The sequence below is a fragment of the Virgibacillus doumboii genome, assembly GCF_902806455.1.
Taxonomy (GTDB): domain Bacteria; phylum Bacillota; class Bacilli; order Bacillales; family Amphibacillaceae; genus Lentibacillus; species Lentibacillus doumboii.
Window position 1 is genome coordinate 1,813,747 of record NZ_CADCWQ010000001.1, and the last position, 16,768, is coordinate 1,830,514.

A 16,768-nucleotide genomic window follows, 5' to 3' on the forward strand; every position below is an offset into this window, starting at 1 on the left:
AACTTCACGCTCCTCCGTATTTGTCCAGTTCCAGACCGAGCAGCTGCTCGCGGACCTCTTGCTTCGTAAAATTAAACGATTGCCAGTCATCCAATGGATTATTCTTCATCATTTGCTGACGGAAATACAGCATACGTTCAAGCTCCGGATAATCCGGATCCATTTTGTACAGTTCTATTAATCCCTCAACACCTGTGTATGAAAGAGAATTGAGGTAATGGATATCAATCTTACCGGTCTCCTCAAAACGTTCCAGATTCTCATCCACGATTATCTGTTCAATATGCATGACATTCAGTGCTGTATAAAACACAAGCCCTGTGATCAGATAGAAGTGCAGGAGTGCAAGTCGCTCAAGCCAGACACGAATAAATGTGTAGGTAAAAATCACAATCAGGAAAATCATGAATGCATGAGCCAAAATCCGGTCCATGGTAAATCCATATGCAGCTTCATACATACTCAACCGCTGATAAGCGGATACCAGCATCACTCCGCTGACGAAAACCAGCAGCGAATACATCAGTTTAAGCACCAGCTTTAATCTGGCACCCTGTTCACTTACAAGTTTCAGACAACAAATCAGAATCGTCCAGTTAATCAATGTAACGATTACCAGTTCAAAAAAACCGCGCCTCGCGTACTCCGCGTAGGTAAAGCCTTCCTGAAGCCCATCGCTGAAGAAATAGGTGAACTGAATGATTGTAAAGAGGGCGTAAACCGCATTAAGCAGAATCAGAATTGTCACTGTCGTTATCCCATTCCAGCTAATGGTTGCTTTGACCTCATCTATTTTTTCCTGAGCGGGTATTCGTCTATTACCCCGCAGGACCTGCAAAAAGCCAAAAAACAGAAATGCGAATACCAACATAGTTGCTGCCCGGAATATAACTTCCAGGTTTAATTCAAAAATATACTGTGGCAGACTAAGCACTATCTCCTGAAAGACAGCATCCGCTGACATGAGCAGGATGGTAATCAGGCCAAGAAGAGGGAGTCCGAGAAGAATTCCAAGAAGCACCCGCTTCACTGTCTGTGATGTGGATTTATCCATATTTTGGAACACCTGATTAAATAATCTGTTGCAAAATCGGGTGCTGTAGACGACACCCTGCCCAATTTTTGCCGCCACTCGCACCAAAAATACGGGCTTGCCCCATTTCAGGTTGCCGGAGCTTGTAATCAAGACCACATGGAAGAGCACAAGAAACGGGATAACTACAATATTCAGCAAGTAGAATAGCGCGTTGTCATACAATAAATAACTCGCTGCCAGTAGCCAGATACACCCCATTACTAAAAGGCCGATTCTTCGGTGGTTGAACCCCTGTCTAAACCGCACAAACACCACCAAATAAAAACCTGTGAGACAGATTAGATACGAGACTCCTATCCGAGCATGAAAAAAGCTGATTTCCGCAAGTATGCCAAGCCCTAGACAACTAAGTATAAACAGCCATTCATTCCTTTTAATTACGGTATCCATCTACCAACCACCCCTTACTATGTTATTCTATATACAAAGTATTTCTATGTAGTTATTCAAAAAAATATCTACCTAAACAGGACCGACTCCCAGGGGATAATCACTCCCCTATACAGAAGTTCTTCTCCCCCAGCGAAAACCTGCCAAAGATACAGGATAGAGGAATCCGGTAAAAACAATACAGACCATAATGAACGGAAAGCTGAGCAATGGTGCGAACCACTCATAAGGTATTATCCTAAACAAAATCAGGTACATAAATAATAAATTCGGCACTATCGATAACATAAACGTGCGCCGCAAAAGCTTTCGCCCGCCATCACCGAATTCCTTTCCTATCTCATAACCAAGCAGGCCCCAGAACATAATATAGCCAACCATAATGATGAATGGTATATTGGTAAGTCGGGCCCAGAGAACCTCTACCCATTCCCAGTGAAGATAGTTATAGAAGAGGGTAAACACGATGCCGCCAACAAAAATACCAACATTCAACAGAACAAACAACCATTGCATCCTACTCGGGGTGACCGTCTCCTGGTGCCATTGCTGGGCTAACTCCTGCGGTAAACCAATCCGCTGTGTAAGTTCATCGTATAATTTTTCTGGGTCATACGATTCTTCGTGCAGTAACTCCTCTATATGTAGTCGGTAATCCTCCATGATTTGTTTTTTATCAGGATGATTTCTGAGCGCTGTCTCAAGCTCCAGGAGGTACCTTTCGACCTGTTCGGTCATGATTCATTTCTCCGGATCAAGTTATTCATTACCTGCACATAACGATGCCATTCACTTGTCCGCTCCTCGAGAATCCCCTTGCCCTGATCAGTGATCCGGTAATACTTCCTGGCTGGCCCCTTCTCCCGATTCTGCCAGTAACATGCAATATATTCCTGCTTCTCCAGTTTGTGAAGTGCGGGATATAATGTGCCTTCCTTTATTTGAAAATTATGGTCGCTGCGCTGATCCATCTCTTTCACAAGTTCATATCCATACATATCCCGTTCGTTAAGCAATTGCAGGATTAGAAGGGATGTACTCCCTTTAACAAGCTCCCGATTAAACATATCTTTCACCTACCTAGAAATATTAGGTATCTTTACTATAACGGTTGAAATGGTATTTGTAAAGAACTGTGAACCTCTCCAACTAATCGCGTTGCAATTTGATGGAGCATCCCAAAAATACAAATGATTTATAGGATTTTCCTCCTTCAGTGATCGTTGCTTTGTTCGCTATGAACCGAGTCTTACACAATCTCCAGAGGCGTTGATTATACTGTTTGGGCGGGACCTCGACCTACAGTTTATCTATCGTTTATGCAGTTGGGCTGAGATCCATTTGGTCCAGTCCAGCCTTTTCGATGTTAAGCGCCGCATTATGATCACGGTCGAGTATGGTTCCGCAATCCTTACAGATATGCGTGCGAATAGAAAGTGACTTTTTCACTTTTTTGCCACAGCCTGAACAGTTTTGACTGGTGTAATGGGGTTTTACTTTAACTAATACACCGCCATTTCGTTCACATTTATATGCTATCATATTACGAAAATTGCCCCATCCGGCATCGTGAATGGATTTTGCTAAATGGCGGTTTTTAACCATATTTTTGATTGTTAAGTCTTCCACGAAAACCATGCTGTGATCATTCGAAATACGGAAGCTTTGCTTGTGATGAAAATCCCTGCGTTGATTCGCCACTTTTGTATGGATTTGTTGCACTTTTTCCAGTTGCTTTTTCCAGTTTTCGGAACCTTTTTCTTTACGTGATAATTTTCGTTGCATACGTTTGAGTTTCTTTTCCTCTTTACGCAGGAATTTTGGATTTTTAATTTCTGTTCCATCAGACAGGACGGCAAACTTTTTGATGCCAACATCAATCCCGGTTGTACTATACTCACTACCAGTAGCCGTTTGATTTACGTGTTTTTCAACACTAAAAATCGCAAACCAACGGCTTCCTTGGCGTTTGATAACAACTTGTTTAACTGTTCTATCCAGTTTTCGGTGGAGATTGATTTTAAGCGAACCTAATTTAGATAAGCGAAGATTCCCGTTGTCATCAAACGAAGCAGCATAACGAACAGGTCGCATACCAATCTTGCCTGTTTTCTTGTTCTTCACTTTTTGCATGCCAATCCCAAATTGTGTAAAGGTAATAGAGTTATAATCTTTGTATTTCTTTTGTTTTGGATACTTTGCATCTCCTTTGAAAAACTTATCAAACGCTTTTTCCAGTCGAAAAAATACCTCCTGTAACGGTTGGGAGGGAATACTTTTCAAAATAGCAAATTTCTTCTTATCTTTTGTTTGTTGCTTTTGTAAGTTGTAACGTGACAACCCCTTTTTATGTTTTTTATAATAATGTTGTTTATCAAAGAGTGCAGAGTTGTACTGCTGGCGACAGATGGATATCCAGCTATCTAATAGTTGTATTTGCCTTTCAGTTGGGTATATTTCGTACTTGTAATTTAGTATCATCTGCCGCCACCATCCAGAACATGTGTTTGTATTTAGTTTACATTACTTTATACATTTTGTAAAGTTCAGTTTATTATTTGGCAAATAATAAAAGCCATTCATCCCCCACTAAATCCGATAGATTTTGAAGGGGAATTCTGGCTGATTTATGTTAAATATTATTGATTAGCTTCTTCTGGATTTGCGTTTAAGGTGGAGTTTCAAAAAATACTCTAATAAATTCCATAATAAAGGCGAAAAAATATAAACATATAGGCAATGAATTCACAACTAAAGCAAAAATTCTTTTGATAAATTTTTCTTTGCTAAACATTGAAACAACACTCAAATGAACACCAAATAATGAGCCATAAAAAGCAAGAAATGCAAAGTAACTTGAGACAGACTCCATATCCCCGGCCGAAGCTCCTAAGTATAAAAAAAGTGATACAATAGTAACCAAAGCTGTAAAAAATGAGATTTTAGTGAATATATTTAGACTTTCCCTTTCCAAATATACCCTCCCCTTCCTTGAGGACTTGGTATCTCTTGTGTACATATGTATGAACGACGGACATTAGCAATGCTGGTTAATAATTCATATGATAAATCTATTATTTATCTATCCCAAAATAATCTTCAATCGCTATTGTCACATCAAACGGACCCGACTCTTTATTTGAAGGTATAATCACTTTCAAGTCCAAATCAGGATATACCGACGAACGGAAACTAACGCCCGGATCATATCCCATTAAATGATACTTATATACTCCATTATCCTTTTTGTTCATCCAAATACCGTAACCATACTGCACTAAGTCGTTAACTTTAACGTGAGGCTGCAATAGTAGTTTGGTATATTTCTCACTTAACAACTCGTAGTTAAATAACGCATCCCATAATTTAATCATGTCTGGAGCCGTAACAAATGCTCCCCCATCGGCACTGCCTTTTGCGGGAATCGAGTAAATATTTGTTTTCCAGGTCCCGTCTGTTTTACTGTCGATATATCCCAATGCAGTGTTGGCAGGAAGATAGTCCATGGAAAAATAACCTGAATCATTCATGCCGCATTGCTGAAATATTTCCGATTCAATATAATCGGTAAACCGAATACCTGTCTGTTTTTCGATGATTAGCCCCAAAACGATGTAACCGGCGTTATTATAGTGAAACCTTTCCCCGGGGTGGAACTTCATTTTGTTCGACTGAAATAAAGGTAGAAAATCATCAACCCCAGTCATCTGATAAACAGGCCGGTCTTTCCACAGCTCTTCATAGTCATCCATAACCTCTTCATCAAAATAATCCGGTATTCCTGAAGTATGTGTCAAAAGATGGTGTATGGTTATATTCTCATCAAAATAAGGAAAATCAATAGTAAGACATTCGTTTAATCGGCTTTCAAATGTGATAAATCCTTTTTCAACAAGTTGACAAATTCCTATTGCAGTAAACAATTTGCAACCGGACGCAATCCCGAAACGAGTATGTATTTCATTGGGCAATTTTTCTGATCTGTTTGCATATCCATAAGCTTGACCGAAAATTATCTTCTCCGCTTTTTTAATATATACTGATCCGGAAAATCCCGCTTGATTACTTGAATCCTCGATAATACTATCCAAATTCGCCTTGTTTTTCATCATAAAAGTATTCCCCCGAAATCTAATTAGCTTTATATTATTCTCTTTCAAATATCATTCTGGCCCCATAGGAAACAGGGCTTTCCTGTTTCAATAGTTCATTTCCATCAACCCCAACCCAATAATATTGAACATGTCCATCAAAATCCACTTCCAATTTCCAAGCCTCAACCAGTTCATTATGTTGTCGGGTTACCATTTCATTTGATACCACATTAATGTTTACCGTGATAACTTTTTCTTTTCCCGGATGAAATGATGAAAGGGTTGCTTTGTATCCAAATTGCAATGGCAGCAACCGTATAATCATTTCTACGGTGTGCGTTTCAAATACCTGGGTTTTGATCGGAATCTTAGTTGAGTGATTTACTTCCACGTAAGAATCGTGATAGTTAACAGTTGTTGTTTCCCCGTTAGAAGTAACTTCATGATAAAGCGGCATAAAAGAATCTTTTTCGACGATTGTCATTGCATTGATATTTCCAGCTTCTTCTGATTCCATAACTTGAATTCGTTTTAGATAATCCGTATTATTTCTCCGTTCGGCCACAATTTTTTCGGTTGTAACACCAGCTTTTTTTCTATCATTCTTTTCATCAATAAAAACTATTTTCTTGTCTTCCGATTCCGGAAAAGAAGACCAATAAACAGCTTGGTCGCCAGGCACAATTTCAGCCATACACGTCCTCCTCCCCAACACGTTTTGTATTAACCTACCACTATATTGACTTACAATCAATACTTTTTACAAAAAATTGAAAAAACGAACAGCTATTAAACTGTTCGTTAGACGTATTATACTTCACTGATATCAAATGAAATCACTCGATCTGTACTTGGATTATATATAACATTTCCCATTACTGTGATTCTTTCCTGCGGTGATTGCAAAATAAATTCATACGATTCTTTTGTTTGTGAAGGTGAGACTTGCGTTTTCTGTATAAAATTATACTCTGTCACATTATAGTTAGGATATGCCAGTTGGGTAAGCTCAAGTAAATATTTTCCCCACTGCTGTTGTTCCAGCTCTGGAGAAGGGAGAATCTCGACATCAATAACACCTTGCTGCGGGTTCGCCCCTAGTGCTTCAAATACTCGTTTATGCAGATTGATTTTATTTTGCGGGTAGCCTGGAACTTCATCCACTACCGTAACCAAAAGTTCTCTTCCGGTATTTCGGTTTCTTACTTTTATAGTCTGACCACATTGATATGGCGAATTTTCACCAACTGCTGCAGTCATATATTGGTTTTCCGACCAGGGAATGCCACACTTTGTAACTTGTCCTCCCTCGGTCCACGTTGCCTGCCCTTGAATCGGTTGACGATATAAATGATTGAAATATGGATTTGTTAAATAATATCGATTGTAATTGCAATATGGATAATGTGAAAAATATGCATAGTTCATATTTGAATAATATGGATTATTTGAATACATGTTGGTCCTCCTGTCTAATCAAAACATTTTTGATAATGTATGCACATAAGGGGTTGGACCGTGACAGAAGTCTCCTTATAGTGTTCTTAGACAAGTCTAATAGAAAATATAATAAAGAGAAGGAAAGGAGAGTGACGGCATGAAGCAGTTTGATTGGCCTATGGTACTTTTTGCAGGGGTATCACTCGTACATGAATATTGGATTTTCTGGGGGCTCCCCAGGGTATATTACTGGGAAGTCAAACAATCATACGAAAACGAAGCGAACGATAAAAAGCTGGGTTAACCAGCCTTTTACCTAAACTATTTTAATTTTTTTAGATATTTACTACCTTCGCGAACACTTAATTTCGGCAAACTGTTTTCCAAAATAAACTGATTTACAGATTCAGGGTTTGTTTTGGAATACTCTCTAAGCGCCCAACCAATTGCCTTTTGTATAAAAAATTCATTGCTGTCTGCATTGTGCAAAATGTAACGGTACAATAATTTTTCATCTGTATTTTCTTTATATTTTAATTGAAAAAGAATAGCTGAACGCCGGAGCCATAAATTATCTCCATGTGCCCATTTTTCGATTTTCTCTGGAATTACTTCAGGATATTCCCGGGCAATTTTTCCGACAGGCTTTTGGGCCAGCATATCAACGGTATCCCACCATGATTTTGATGTAATTATATCCTCAATAAAATTCAGATCATTTTTTTCCAATTTATTTAATGACTTAGCAATATAGTCTAGCGCAGCATTCTGATATTCGCGTTCATCTTTTTTCCATAATTCCCGGACAAAGTCTTTTTGAAACGGACGTTTAAGAATTCCGCTTTCCTTGTAGTATTTCTTCATAATCTCTCGCCGCTCAGGTGTCTTAATTCCGAAGAACAAAAACTGTCCTTTCATATACTTCCCCATTGGAACTGCTTGTTCCTCGTTCCGGTTTTCTTCAAATAATTGTATTAAATATTCCATTCCAATTGCTCCTTCAAAATCAGCTGTCGAATAAATTCATACTTAAATACCGCTCTCCTGTATCCGGTGCTATGCATAAAACCTTCTTTCCTTTACCGAGCCGTTTTGCAACCTTAATAGCTGCATATACTGCGGCTGCTCCTGATAACCCGACAAACAAACCTTCAAGCTGGGGAAGTTTTTTATACATATCAACTGCATCATCATCTTCAATTTGCATTATTTCGTCAAAAACATCCGTGTTTAGTATGTCTGGGATGAATCCCGGGCTTGTACCAACTAACTTATGCTTACCTGGTTTTCCTCCAGAGAGTACAGGAGATCCTTCAGGTTCTGCAACAGTAATTTTCACATCCGGTATTTTCTCTTTTAACACTTCACCTGTTCCTGTTACAGTCCCGCCGGTTCCTGCTGTACAAACAAATGCATCCAACTCGCCGTCCATTTGATTATAAATTTCCAATGCGGTAGTTGTCCGATGGATATCCGGATTGGCAGAGTTTTCAAATTGCTGTGGTATAAAGCTTCCTGGTATTTTCCGCTGCAATTCCTGAGCTTTTTCGATTGCACCAGGCATTTTTTCTTCACTTGGTGTTAGTACAATTTTTGCACCATATGCTTTCAATATATTTCTTCGTTCCCGGGTACTATTGTCAGGCATAACCAGAATAGCCTTATACCCTTTTGCTGCAGCATTCATCGCAAGGCCTATTCCGGTATTTCCGCTTGTTGGCTCGATAATTGTATCACCGGGTTTAATTAATCCTTTATCCTCTGCTGCTTTTATCATATTGTAAGCAGCGCGGTCTTTAACACTTTTAGTTGGATTATGGGATTCCAGTTTAATATAAACGTCAGCTCCGTCCTCAGGAATAATTTTATTTAGTCGAACAACTGGAGTTTCACCGATAAGCTCTGTCATATTCGCTGCTACTTTCATGTTATACCAACCTTCCTAAAGCAAACTCTTACCCTTGTCATAAAATGACTTCATATCACTTTCTGGTACAAGATCTCCGCCTGTAGCCCATGCAATATGTGTTGTGTTTTTGGCATTAATATTTTTTTTCTCCATATAACTTAACACCCGCTCAGGTCCAGCAAGCCCAGCTGTTGCTGAGGGTTCAAGAAATATTTCCTCTGTATCTGCAAGTATCGCCAGTAATTTATACAAATCATTATCTTCTATCGTATATATACCACTAACTAAATTGTCACTTACTGCTGTTGCAAAACTTGATGGACGGCCAACTGCCAGTCCGTCCGCTTCCGTTCGATTATCAATTCCAAAATCCTGTACACTGACCCGCTCCATTTCACCGGTCAAGAGTCCAATCAGCACCGATGGGGAATGTGTTGGTTCTACAAAAAAACAATGTACATTGTCACCAAATACCTGTTTTAATCCGTATGTTATTCCACCTGGTGAACCACCTACTCCGCATGGAAGATAAACAAATATTGGGTGTTCTTCGTCAACTGCAATTTTTTTCTGATCCAGTTGTTTTTGTAATCGTAAGGCAGCTACACTGTAACCTAAAAATAAATGCTTTGAATCTTCATCATCCACAAAGTAACCTTTGGGATCTGCAATTGTCTTTTCCCTGCCTGAAGCGATTGCTATGCTAAAGTCACCTTCAAATTCATGAACGTTAACACCTTTTTCGCGGAGCAGGTCTTTTTTCCATTGTTTTGCATCAGCTGACATGTATACAAACACATTGAAACCAAGTTTTGCACTAATGATACCGATGCTTAGACCCAGGTTGCCTGTCGAACCAACTCCAATCGAGAACTGGCTGAAAAATTCCTTAAATTCTTTAGATGAAAACGCTGTGTAATCATCATCCTTCGTTAAAATCCCAGCCTCAATTGCTAATGTTTCGGCATGCTGGAGTACTTCGTATATCCCGCCTCTGGCTTTAATTGACCCGGCAATAGGAAGTTCATTGTCACATTTCAGATAGAATTCCCCTTCGACGGGAGTTGAAAGCGTACGTTTAAATTTATCTATATTAGCTAAAGGAGATTCAATAATTCCATTTGATTCTTTTGTTTCGGGGAATTCAGCCGCAAGAAAAGGTGCAAAACGGTGCCATAATAATTCTGCTTTTTCCATGTCCTCTCTTGTTAATGGAAGTGAAGCACTGGCTTCGTTTTTCTTTAAATTTGGATTAATCCAGAAAACTGGTTCTAATTCTATTATATCTTTAAGTAATGGGTATCTATGCTGCCAATCATTTATATCTTTCTGTGAATAAACTATTGGGACCACCCTCTTCAACGTAGATTAGATTATTCTTATTATTTCCCTGATTAAATTTTATCATGATATCCGTTCCAATCCTAATAAAGGGATACTTCTAAAAACGGCCAATCTTCCACCTGATTTTATTTAAATATTCTTCGCTTAAAAAATCATTACCACCACGGAGAATCTCTGTTGCGTACAACTGAGTTGGTGCCGTTTCCGGAGACTTTTCCACGCCGATAAATGTTATGGCCTGATCCATCAAATCATTGACCAATACAGGAACGATTGCCGGCCTGTATGCACCTGCATAAACTCCTTCCCGTTTATATAAATACCTTACTGCATCATGTGGTATCTGATAAACCTTCCCTTCAACCACTTCATGCTTATTTTCTACAAGATCTGCTTTCCCGCCGTCTTTCGTACTTCGGGAAAATTGAAACGCAAACCCATCCAATATTCCTTCCTAAAATATTGTTCCACACCCGCTTTCTGAAACCGTTCATTATCCATGCAGGATCCATAAGCGAAGTATAATAATGAATCACGTTTTAAGTAATTATGTACAGACCAGTCTCCTGATGGTATTTTTTTGGTTGAATTACTTAATGAATTTCCTGCTGTATAGATAATACCCTTATGTTCTTTGCCTCTGTCATCGAATACAGGAACATTCTTTCGGTTGTACAGATTATCTGAATCCCCGTCGACATATCCTTCTAATCGATCGATGATTGTCAGGTTTGATTCACTAATTTTATAGAGTTCCCCGAAAACCTTCTCTTTGGCACTTTCTTTTATCACAGGATAATCACTGTTCGTGTCATACAGTGCTCCATACGTCCAGCATTGCTGGAAAATACATGAAGCTCCATCCAAATAATGATGATTCCTTTCTCCTTTTCTTAATGTTCCATAGACAAATACGTTTGGCATCTTTTTACTCCCCCTGTTTATCTATAATATTTCTCTTTAATCAGCTCAGAAGTGATACAAAACACATTCCATTAACTTTTCTTTTGCTACACTTATGATGGTATTGGATTGATGAAGGGGTGCTGTTTTTGTCAAAATTTACATTTATTACCATATTACTTACATATACGTTAATTGTTTTTGGTGGTTATGTTGCATCATCAGAATCCGGCATGGGCTGTGGACCGGATTGGCCACTATGTAATGGAGCAGTTATTCCTCAGCTGGAAGGTGCCACTTTAATTGAATTTGGTCATCGGGTTATAGGCGCGGCGCTGTTTGTATTGGTTTTAATTCTCTTCGCCAAAATAAGAAGAAGAGACCGGAGCAACCTCGAAACAAAGGTTGCCTGCTGGATGATAGGTCTATTAACAATGCAGCTTATAATGGGGGCAATCGTTGTCTTCTATCACCTTCCATCACTTATTATAACAGTTCATTTACTGATTGCTATGGTCTTTATGGCTTTATTAATCTGGTTCTGGCGACAAGACAGACCCGATGATTATCAAAAATCCGGAACAGAGCCCCGTTTAAAAAATCATTTTAATCAGGTAATCGGATTGGTGTTTATTACAATCGGCCTCGGTGCTTATATTAAGCATCAGCACTATGGGTCAGCGTGCGGTTGGCTTAGCTGTGGAGAGGATTCATTTTTACCTGTTACAATTCCGGAGATACTGCAAACCTCACATCGGTTTTTGGCATTTGTTGTAACACTGTATATCCTATTTCTGACGTATAAAGTCTTTAAAGAAAACATAAAGCCTATTACTTACCGGATGCTAATAGCTTCAACATTAATTATTATCCAAATTGGGGCAGGCATTATAACAATCCTTACGTTTATTCCAATCACAATGGCAGTACTGCATTTAGCAATTGGAACATTACTGTTTGGTGTACTGGTTGAAACAAAATTTAAGTTGAATTAAAAAAAGCGGAGCTCATCGTGTACAATGCGTTCCGCTTTTTTAATCCATAGCTAATTTACCAATTTGGCAAGATTTTTAAATTCCAGATCAGCAAATTTTTTCTCAATTATATTTTTATCATAGCCCCATTTTGCACGTTCCAGCGAACATTCAACAGGTATATCACATTTGATTTCTGCCAGGCTTCTTGAAAGGTGGAGCATATCCATGTTTGCCCGGATCTTCGTTTGAACTCCCTTAGGAAGATTGTCAATGTTTTCAAGCAGATTATCAATTGTTTCATATTCCTGGATTAGTTTTAATGCAGTTTTTTCGCCAATCCCTTTGACGCCAGGGTAATTGTCGGATGTATCACCCATTAGTCCTTTCAGATCGATTATTTGCTTCGGATAAACGCCTTTTTTCTCAAGAAAATTATTGTTTTCGAAAACGTCATAATTCCCCTGACCTTTTTTCATAATAGCAACACTGATTCCTTCGTCCACCAGTTGAAGGATATCCTGATCACCGGTAAGGATTAATACGTCATTTTCCAAAGCAAATTGTCTGGCCAATGTACCAATACAATCATCTGCTTCAAAGTTTTCCAGTCCCACATTAGGCATGTCAAATGCTTCCACGACTTCCTTGATAAGGTCAAATTGCGGAATAAGTTCTTCCGGCGGTTCTGATCTATTTGCTTTATATCCGTCAAACATCTCTGTCCGAAATGTTTTGCTTCCCATGTCCCAACAGCAGATTACATGTGTTGGTTCAAATTTATCCACTGCATCTAAAAAATAACGTAAAAATTGATAGATTCCGTTTGTTGGCACGCCTTTACTTGTTTTCATAAAATTGCCTCTGAATGCTGTTGCAAAAAATCCCCGGAAAAGCAATGCCATTCCATCAACCAGCATTATTTTATCTCTGTTCTCCATACGTATCACCTCCATTTAGTTCGTGATCTGCTAATAGCATTTTCAGTTCATGGTGTTTATCTTTTAGCGTATCAATATCGATAGACTGATCTGTAACCATTGATAAATGATTCGTTATATACTTGTCTATATTCTGGTTTATTTCCAGTTTAACATCACTCATTACAGCATTCCATTGGTCTATATAGGATTCTTTCATCTTTTGATGATTGTCGTTAATATATTCTTCTGCAAACGGGGATAACCGATTAAAAATATTCTCTTTCATTATTTCTTTTTCATTTTTAGCAAAAAAAGCTTTTGTTCCATTAAAACCTTTTAACTCTTTATGAAATGCTTGTGGTTCCAGGTTTTCAAATGCCTGTGAATAAGCAGGTGTTTCGATTTCTGCTTCAGTAAGGTCTGGCAGTGTAAATTTAGTATCAGTTTGCCCGATCAGTTTTGAATAGTCATGATGTACGTCATTTCTAAGTTCATTGATCAACGCCTCAATACGCAAAGAGACTGCCCGTAATTCCTGCATCAGTTCATACCCTGTGTAATCAAGCAGATTCCTTAAACTGTTTTCCAATTGCAGCTTCGCTTTTTTGCCCGTTTCCGTAATCGTTGCCGGGTTAAATGTTTCTTTAAACATATCATGAAAACGGATTGATAGACGCTCAAGCACATAATATAATTGTTTTTCTATTTTTTGAGTTATTTTTTGTGCGTATATTTCATTATCCAGTTTATCGGTCAATCGTTTTAGCACAGCCTGTTCCGTATGCATGTCTTCAATAAATTGTTCTTTTTCCTGCGCACTTAACCGTGATGAATCGATGAAATTATTGACCATTTGTGAAGCACGATCGATATCCCTGATTGCCGAATGAATTGTAATTGCGGCCAGTTCATCATGAATAAATGATTTAAAGGAATCTTCAAATGTTTTCATTTGTTGATTTACCGTTTTATTATTCAACTTATCCTTTAGCGACTGTTTACTCGATACCGGAAACAGTCTTGGAAAACGAATGCCTAATCGTGTCAGCTCACTCTCGACATAATTAATCACCATATTGAGTTCTTCGTTGTTTTCGGCCAGGTCTGCTGCATTCATAATAAAAAACATTTTGTCCAGTTGGAAAGCATCCTTGACCCTGCCCAATTGAAGTAAAAAGTCCTTATCAGCCCGTGATAATGCATGATTATAATAGGTGACATATAAAATGGCATCAGCATGCTTAATATAATCAAATGCCACATTTGTATGACGAGCATTAACGGAATCCGCCCCTGGAGTGTCTACTAAAGTGATTCCTTCTTTTGTTAAAGATGATTCATAGTAAAGGTCGATTGATTCGATATAGCAGGCTTTTGTCTCATCGGTAACGTAGTCGGCAAAATCATCAAGGGTAATAAAGATCTCCTGTGCAAGCTTATCTTTGCTTTGCTGATAGCCAGTTATCACAGCTTTTAAATAACTTTGATGTGTTTTGTGCAGCTGCTCACTGTTATGGATATTACTTTCTCTAATCCAACCGATTAATTCATCGAGCCTTTCTGCTGTCGGTGAGAAATTTTTGGTTAAAAACCGAACATCCTCTACCAGTGTCTGCTCAGCTTTAAGTTTAACAACAACTGTTCCGTGTTTATATTCTTCTGTTATCGGGTTAATTCTATTGATCACGGCAGTTGTAGGATTCGGGGATACAGGTAATAGTTTCTTTCCAATTAAAGCATTAGCAAATGAAGATTTACCCGCACTGAATGCACCGAATAATGCAATGGTATATTTCCGGTTTTGTAACCGGTCCTTTTTCCGGGTTAAATCATCAACGATTGATTGAAAACCTGGAAGATCATCAATTGTTTGAATCGTTTTTTCAATATTACTCAAAATGTTCTCGGCAGAAATATTAGAACGTTCATTTGATGGTTGGCTTTCGTTAACCGTTTCAGTCTTTACTGTCTTCTCGTTTCTGCAGCTTTCGTCTGCCTGTTTGATTGAACCGGTTTTAGCTTCAATCGCTTTATAAATCTGTTCCCAAACATATTCATCCGGCTTGGGATCGGCAAAAACATTATCCGGAATCTGCAGTTTATCATGAAGTTCCTGTTCCAGTTCTTCTTTACGCAGTTGTTTCTCATACATAAAAGAAAGCTGATTCCGTTCATTTTCAAACTTTGTCAGTTCATCACTTAAAGCATTGTTAAAAGAAACGTAAATCGTGTCCCATAATTTCCGTGCTTCCATTTTATATCGTTTTTTAATTTCAGAACTGACATCTTTTGTATAATTTAAAATGGACTCCCCGTTTATTTTTGCACCAGATTTCACTAACGAAAGGAGTGCCTCGGCATTATAATCAATCGATATTTCCTGTACCCACTGTAATAAAGTCTGATCATAAATGCTATACCGCTTTAGCAGGTTTGAAAATTTATCGCGTAATTTCCATTGAATTGAAGTTTCCACATTTTTTAATAAATGCTCCAAAAAACTTTCTAAACGTACGTTACGTTCTTCTTCCGTCTTCTTCTTTGCTGCAAACAAACCCACCTTAAAATCACTTTGCTGCGATTCCAGGAACAATTCTGCCTTATCCCTTAATTCGGCAGGCATCAGATAGGCATTTTTCAATGTCGTATTTAAATCATTGTAAAATTCCTCTTCCAATCTATCAGGCTTAGCTTTCAGGTCAGTAATTTTTTCGTCGATTTCTTCAATTCTGGCATAAGTATTATTATTAGTGTCACTATCATCCATTGAAACTTCGGCCAGTTTTTCCTCATAAAGATCACGCAAAAATTGCTGATGCTCTTTGATAATCTGATTTACTGATCTAGCAGCACCTGAAAAGGAATCATTTTTGGAATACATCAATGAAAATAGTTTGTCTTTAATTTCAGGAAACTGATTATGTGGTGAAGAAGCTTTTACCAGTGAAGAATAAAAGAACATCTCAGGTGAAATACCCCATTGATCAAACGTTTGTTTAATATTCTCATTGAACATTTTGAACGTTATTTCACTTTCTTCATGCTTATCAATCTGATTAATGATAAGGTAATAAGGAATCTCATAATCTTGTATTTTCTTTAAAAACTGTAAATTTACATCTGATTGTACATGGTTATAGTCCATTACATAAAATAATGCATCCACAAGATGTAATGAGGATTCAGTAATCAGCCGGTCCGTATCATCAGCAGCATCGATCCCGGGAGTATCGATAAGAACACAGTCATCAGGTAAAATAGTTTCACTTGTATTAATCTCTATCTCTTTGATGCTGGCTTTATCTTTTGCGAATTCTTTAATCATATCGATGTCATACGGCTCCTGATATTCCACTGGTGCATCATCATGAAAGTAAACACGCGCATTCCCGTTTCCTGATTTAATTTTAACGACATTAGCACTTGTCGGGATTGGACTTTTCGGCAGGATGGATCTTCCTAATAGACTATTTATCATAGATGATTTACCGGCAGAAAAATGACCTGCAAAGCTGATGACAAACTCTTGTTTATTAAGTTTTTCAAAAACATCCAAAACCTTGTTTGCATTTTTATTATCATTATTTTCGGTCATTGCCTGGTAAAGACCAGCTAAATGCTGAAGCTTAATTTCAGCTTGATTTATTTTCGTTGATATCACGATGTCATTTTCCTTCCAATTTACACTTCTAGTA

At 38.2% G+C, this 16,768-nt stretch carries 17 protein-coding genes; 2 read left to right on the plus strand and 15 right to left on the minus strand.

Features of this window, described 5'->3' with window-relative positions; translation table 11 throughout:
* Positions 1 to 4: 4 nt before the first annotated feature.
* The 8 genes from G6R02_RS08840 to G6R02_RS08875 form a co-directional block, all read right to left on the minus strand.
* A complete protein-coding gene (locus G6R02_RS08840) occupies positions 5 to 1,486 on the minus strand; it encodes a DUF4153 domain-containing protein (protein ID WP_164668856.1) in 1,482 nt (493 codons plus the stop codon).
* A 108-nt stretch (positions 1,487 to 1,594) separates the two neighbouring features.
* Positions 1,595 to 2,224, minus strand: coding sequence for a DUF1700 domain-containing protein (locus G6R02_RS08845; protein WP_164668857.1), 630 nt, complete (start codon positions 2,222 to 2,224; stop codon positions 1,595 to 1,597).
* On the minus strand, positions 2,221 to 2,553 hold the full coding sequence (locus G6R02_RS08850) for a PadR family transcriptional regulator (protein WP_164668858.1): 333 nt from the start codon (positions 2,551 to 2,553) through the stop codon (positions 2,221 to 2,223). The genes G6R02_RS08845 and G6R02_RS08850 overlap by 4 nt, the downstream gene beginning before the upstream one ends.
* A 250-nt stretch (positions 2,554 to 2,803) precedes the next feature.
* Positions 2,804 to 3,967, minus strand: a complete 1,164-nt coding sequence (locus tag G6R02_RS08855) for an RNA-guided endonuclease InsQ/TnpB family protein (protein WP_164668859.1) — start codon at positions 3,965 to 3,967, stop codon at positions 2,804 to 2,806.
* A 187-nt stretch (positions 3,968 to 4,154) separates the two neighbouring features.
* Complete coding sequence (locus tag G6R02_RS08860; RefSeq protein WP_164668860.1) at positions 4,155 to 4,460, minus strand: 2-acyl-glycerophospho-ethanolamine acyltransferase; 306 nt, start codon at positions 4,458 to 4,460, stop codon at positions 4,155 to 4,157.
* 100 nt (positions 4,461 to 4,560) lie between these two features.
* Positions 4,561 to 5,595, minus strand: coding sequence for a serine hydrolase domain-containing protein (locus G6R02_RS08865; RefSeq protein ID WP_164670353.1), 1,035 nt, complete (start codon positions 5,593 to 5,595; stop codon positions 4,561 to 4,563).
* A 37-nt stretch (positions 5,596 to 5,632) separates the two neighbouring features.
* The gene (locus G6R02_RS08870; protein WP_164668861.1) at positions 5,633 to 6,274 is read right to left on the minus strand and encodes a DUF3108 domain-containing protein; all 642 of its coding nucleotides are present in this window, start codon (positions 6,272 to 6,274) and stop codon (positions 5,633 to 5,635) included.
* Between the two features lie 116 nt (positions 6,275 to 6,390).
* Entirely contained in the window at positions 6,391 to 7,038 is a 648-nt protein-coding gene (locus tag G6R02_RS08875; RefSeq protein ID WP_246202535.1) for a DUF3889 domain-containing protein, read from the minus strand.
* A 139-nt stretch (positions 7,039 to 7,177) separates the two neighbouring features.
* Between G6R02_RS08875 and G6R02_RS19930 the strand changes: the two genes are divergently transcribed.
* Positions 7,178 to 7,324, plus strand: coding sequence for a hypothetical protein (locus G6R02_RS19930; RefSeq protein ID WP_205520087.1), 147 nt, complete (start codon positions 7,178 to 7,180; stop codon positions 7,322 to 7,324).
* Between the two features lie 17 nt (positions 7,325 to 7,341).
* Here G6R02_RS19930 and G6R02_RS08880 read toward each other — a convergent pair whose 3' ends face one another.
* The 5 genes from G6R02_RS08880 to G6R02_RS08900 form a co-directional block, all read right to left on the minus strand.
* Positions 7,342 to 8,007, minus strand: coding sequence for a DNA alkylation repair protein (locus G6R02_RS08880; protein WP_205520090.1), 666 nt, complete (start codon positions 8,005 to 8,007; stop codon positions 7,342 to 7,344).
* Between the two features lie 19 nt (positions 8,008 to 8,026).
* Positions 8,027 to 8,947 carry a cysteine synthase A gene (gene cysK / locus G6R02_RS08885; protein ID WP_164668862.1) on the minus strand — a complete coding sequence of 307 codons (921 nt, stop codon included), beginning with the start codon at positions 8,945 to 8,947 and terminating at the stop codon, positions 8,027 to 8,029.
* Positions 8,948 to 8,962: 15 nt separating this feature from the next.
* The gene (gene dsdA, locus G6R02_RS08890) at positions 8,963 to 10,273 is read right to left on the minus strand and encodes a D-serine ammonia-lyase (RefSeq protein WP_164670356.1); all 1,311 of its coding nucleotides are present in this window, start codon (positions 10,271 to 10,273) and stop codon (positions 8,963 to 8,965) included.
* A 97-nt stretch (positions 10,274 to 10,370) separates the two neighbouring features.
* Positions 10,371 to 10,718 (minus strand): gamma-glutamylcyclotransferase, encoded by a 348-nt coding sequence (locus tag G6R02_RS08895; protein ID WP_164668863.1) that lies wholly within the window; start codon positions 10,716 to 10,718, stop codon positions 10,371 to 10,373.
* The gene (locus G6R02_RS08900; protein WP_164668864.1) at positions 10,655 to 11,197 is read right to left on the minus strand and encodes a gamma-glutamylcyclotransferase family protein; all 543 of its coding nucleotides are present in this window, start codon (positions 11,195 to 11,197) and stop codon (positions 10,655 to 10,657) included. The genes G6R02_RS08895 and G6R02_RS08900 overlap by 64 nt, the downstream gene beginning before the upstream one ends.
* A gap of 128 nt (positions 11,198 to 11,325) precedes the next feature.
* Here G6R02_RS08900 and G6R02_RS08905 point away from each other — a divergent pair, with 128 nt between their 5' ends.
* Positions 11,326 to 12,171 (plus strand): COX15/CtaA family protein, encoded by an 846-nt coding sequence (locus G6R02_RS08905; RefSeq protein ID WP_164668865.1) that lies wholly within the window; start codon positions 11,326 to 11,328, stop codon positions 12,169 to 12,171.
* 50 nt (positions 12,172 to 12,221) lie between these two features.
* Here G6R02_RS08905 and G6R02_RS08910 read toward each other — a convergent pair whose 3' ends face one another.
* Positions 12,222 to 13,091, minus strand: coding sequence for a 5'-3' exonuclease (locus G6R02_RS08910; RefSeq protein ID WP_164668866.1), 870 nt, complete (start codon positions 13,089 to 13,091; stop codon positions 12,222 to 12,224).
* Entirely contained in the window at positions 13,075 to 16,734 is a 3,660-nt protein-coding gene (locus tag G6R02_RS08915; RefSeq protein WP_164668867.1) for a dynamin family protein, read from the minus strand. The genes G6R02_RS08910 and G6R02_RS08915 overlap by 17 nt, the downstream gene beginning before the upstream one ends.
* Positions 16,735 to 16,768 lie beyond the last annotated feature (34 nt).

Excerpts from the sequence above, each read along its gene's own strand:
- G6R02_RS08840 (WP_164668856.1), bottom strand. The coding sequence starts at position 1,486 with ATGGATACCGTAATTAAAAGGAATGAATGGCTGTTTATACTTAGTTGT.
- G6R02_RS08845 (WP_164668857.1), bottom strand. The coding sequence starts at position 2,224 with ATGACCGAACAGGTCGAAAGGTACCTCCTGGAGCTTGAGACAGCGCTC.
- G6R02_RS08850 (WP_164668858.1), bottom strand. The coding sequence starts at position 2,553 with ATGTTTAATCGGGAGCTTGTTAAAGGGAGTACATCCCTTCTAATCCTG.
- G6R02_RS08855 (WP_164668859.1), bottom strand. The coding sequence starts at position 3,967 with ATGATACTAAATTACAAGTACGAAATATACCCAACTGAAAGGCAAATA.
- G6R02_RS08865 (WP_164670353.1), bottom strand. The coding sequence starts at position 5,595 with ATGAAAAACAAGGCGAATTTGGATAGTATTATCGAGGATTCAAGTAAT.
- G6R02_RS08870 (WP_164668861.1), bottom strand. The coding sequence starts at position 6,274 with ATGGCTGAAATTGTGCCTGGCGACCAAGCTGTTTATTGGTCTTCTTTT.
- G6R02_RS08875 (WP_246202535.1), bottom strand. The coding sequence starts at position 7,038 with ATGTATTCAAATAATCCATATTATTCAAATATGAACTATGCATATTTT.
- G6R02_RS19930 (WP_205520087.1), top strand. The coding sequence starts at position 7,178 with ATGAAGCAGTTTGATTGGCCTATGGTACTTTTTGCAGGGGTATCACTC.
- G6R02_RS08880 (WP_205520090.1), bottom strand. The coding sequence starts at position 8,007 with ATGGAATATTTAATACAATTATTTGAAGAAAACCGGAACGAGGAACAA.
- cysK (WP_164668862.1), bottom strand. The coding sequence starts at position 8,947 with ATGAAAGTAGCAGCGAATATGACAGAGCTTATCGGTGAAACTCCAGTT.
- G6R02_RS08900 (WP_164668864.1), bottom strand. The coding sequence starts at position 11,197 with ATGCCAAACGTATTTGTCTATGGAACATTAAGAAAAGGAGAAAGGAAT.
- G6R02_RS08910 (WP_164668866.1), bottom strand. The coding sequence starts at position 13,091 with ATGGAGAACAGAGATAAAATAATGCTGGTTGATGGAATGGCATTGCTT.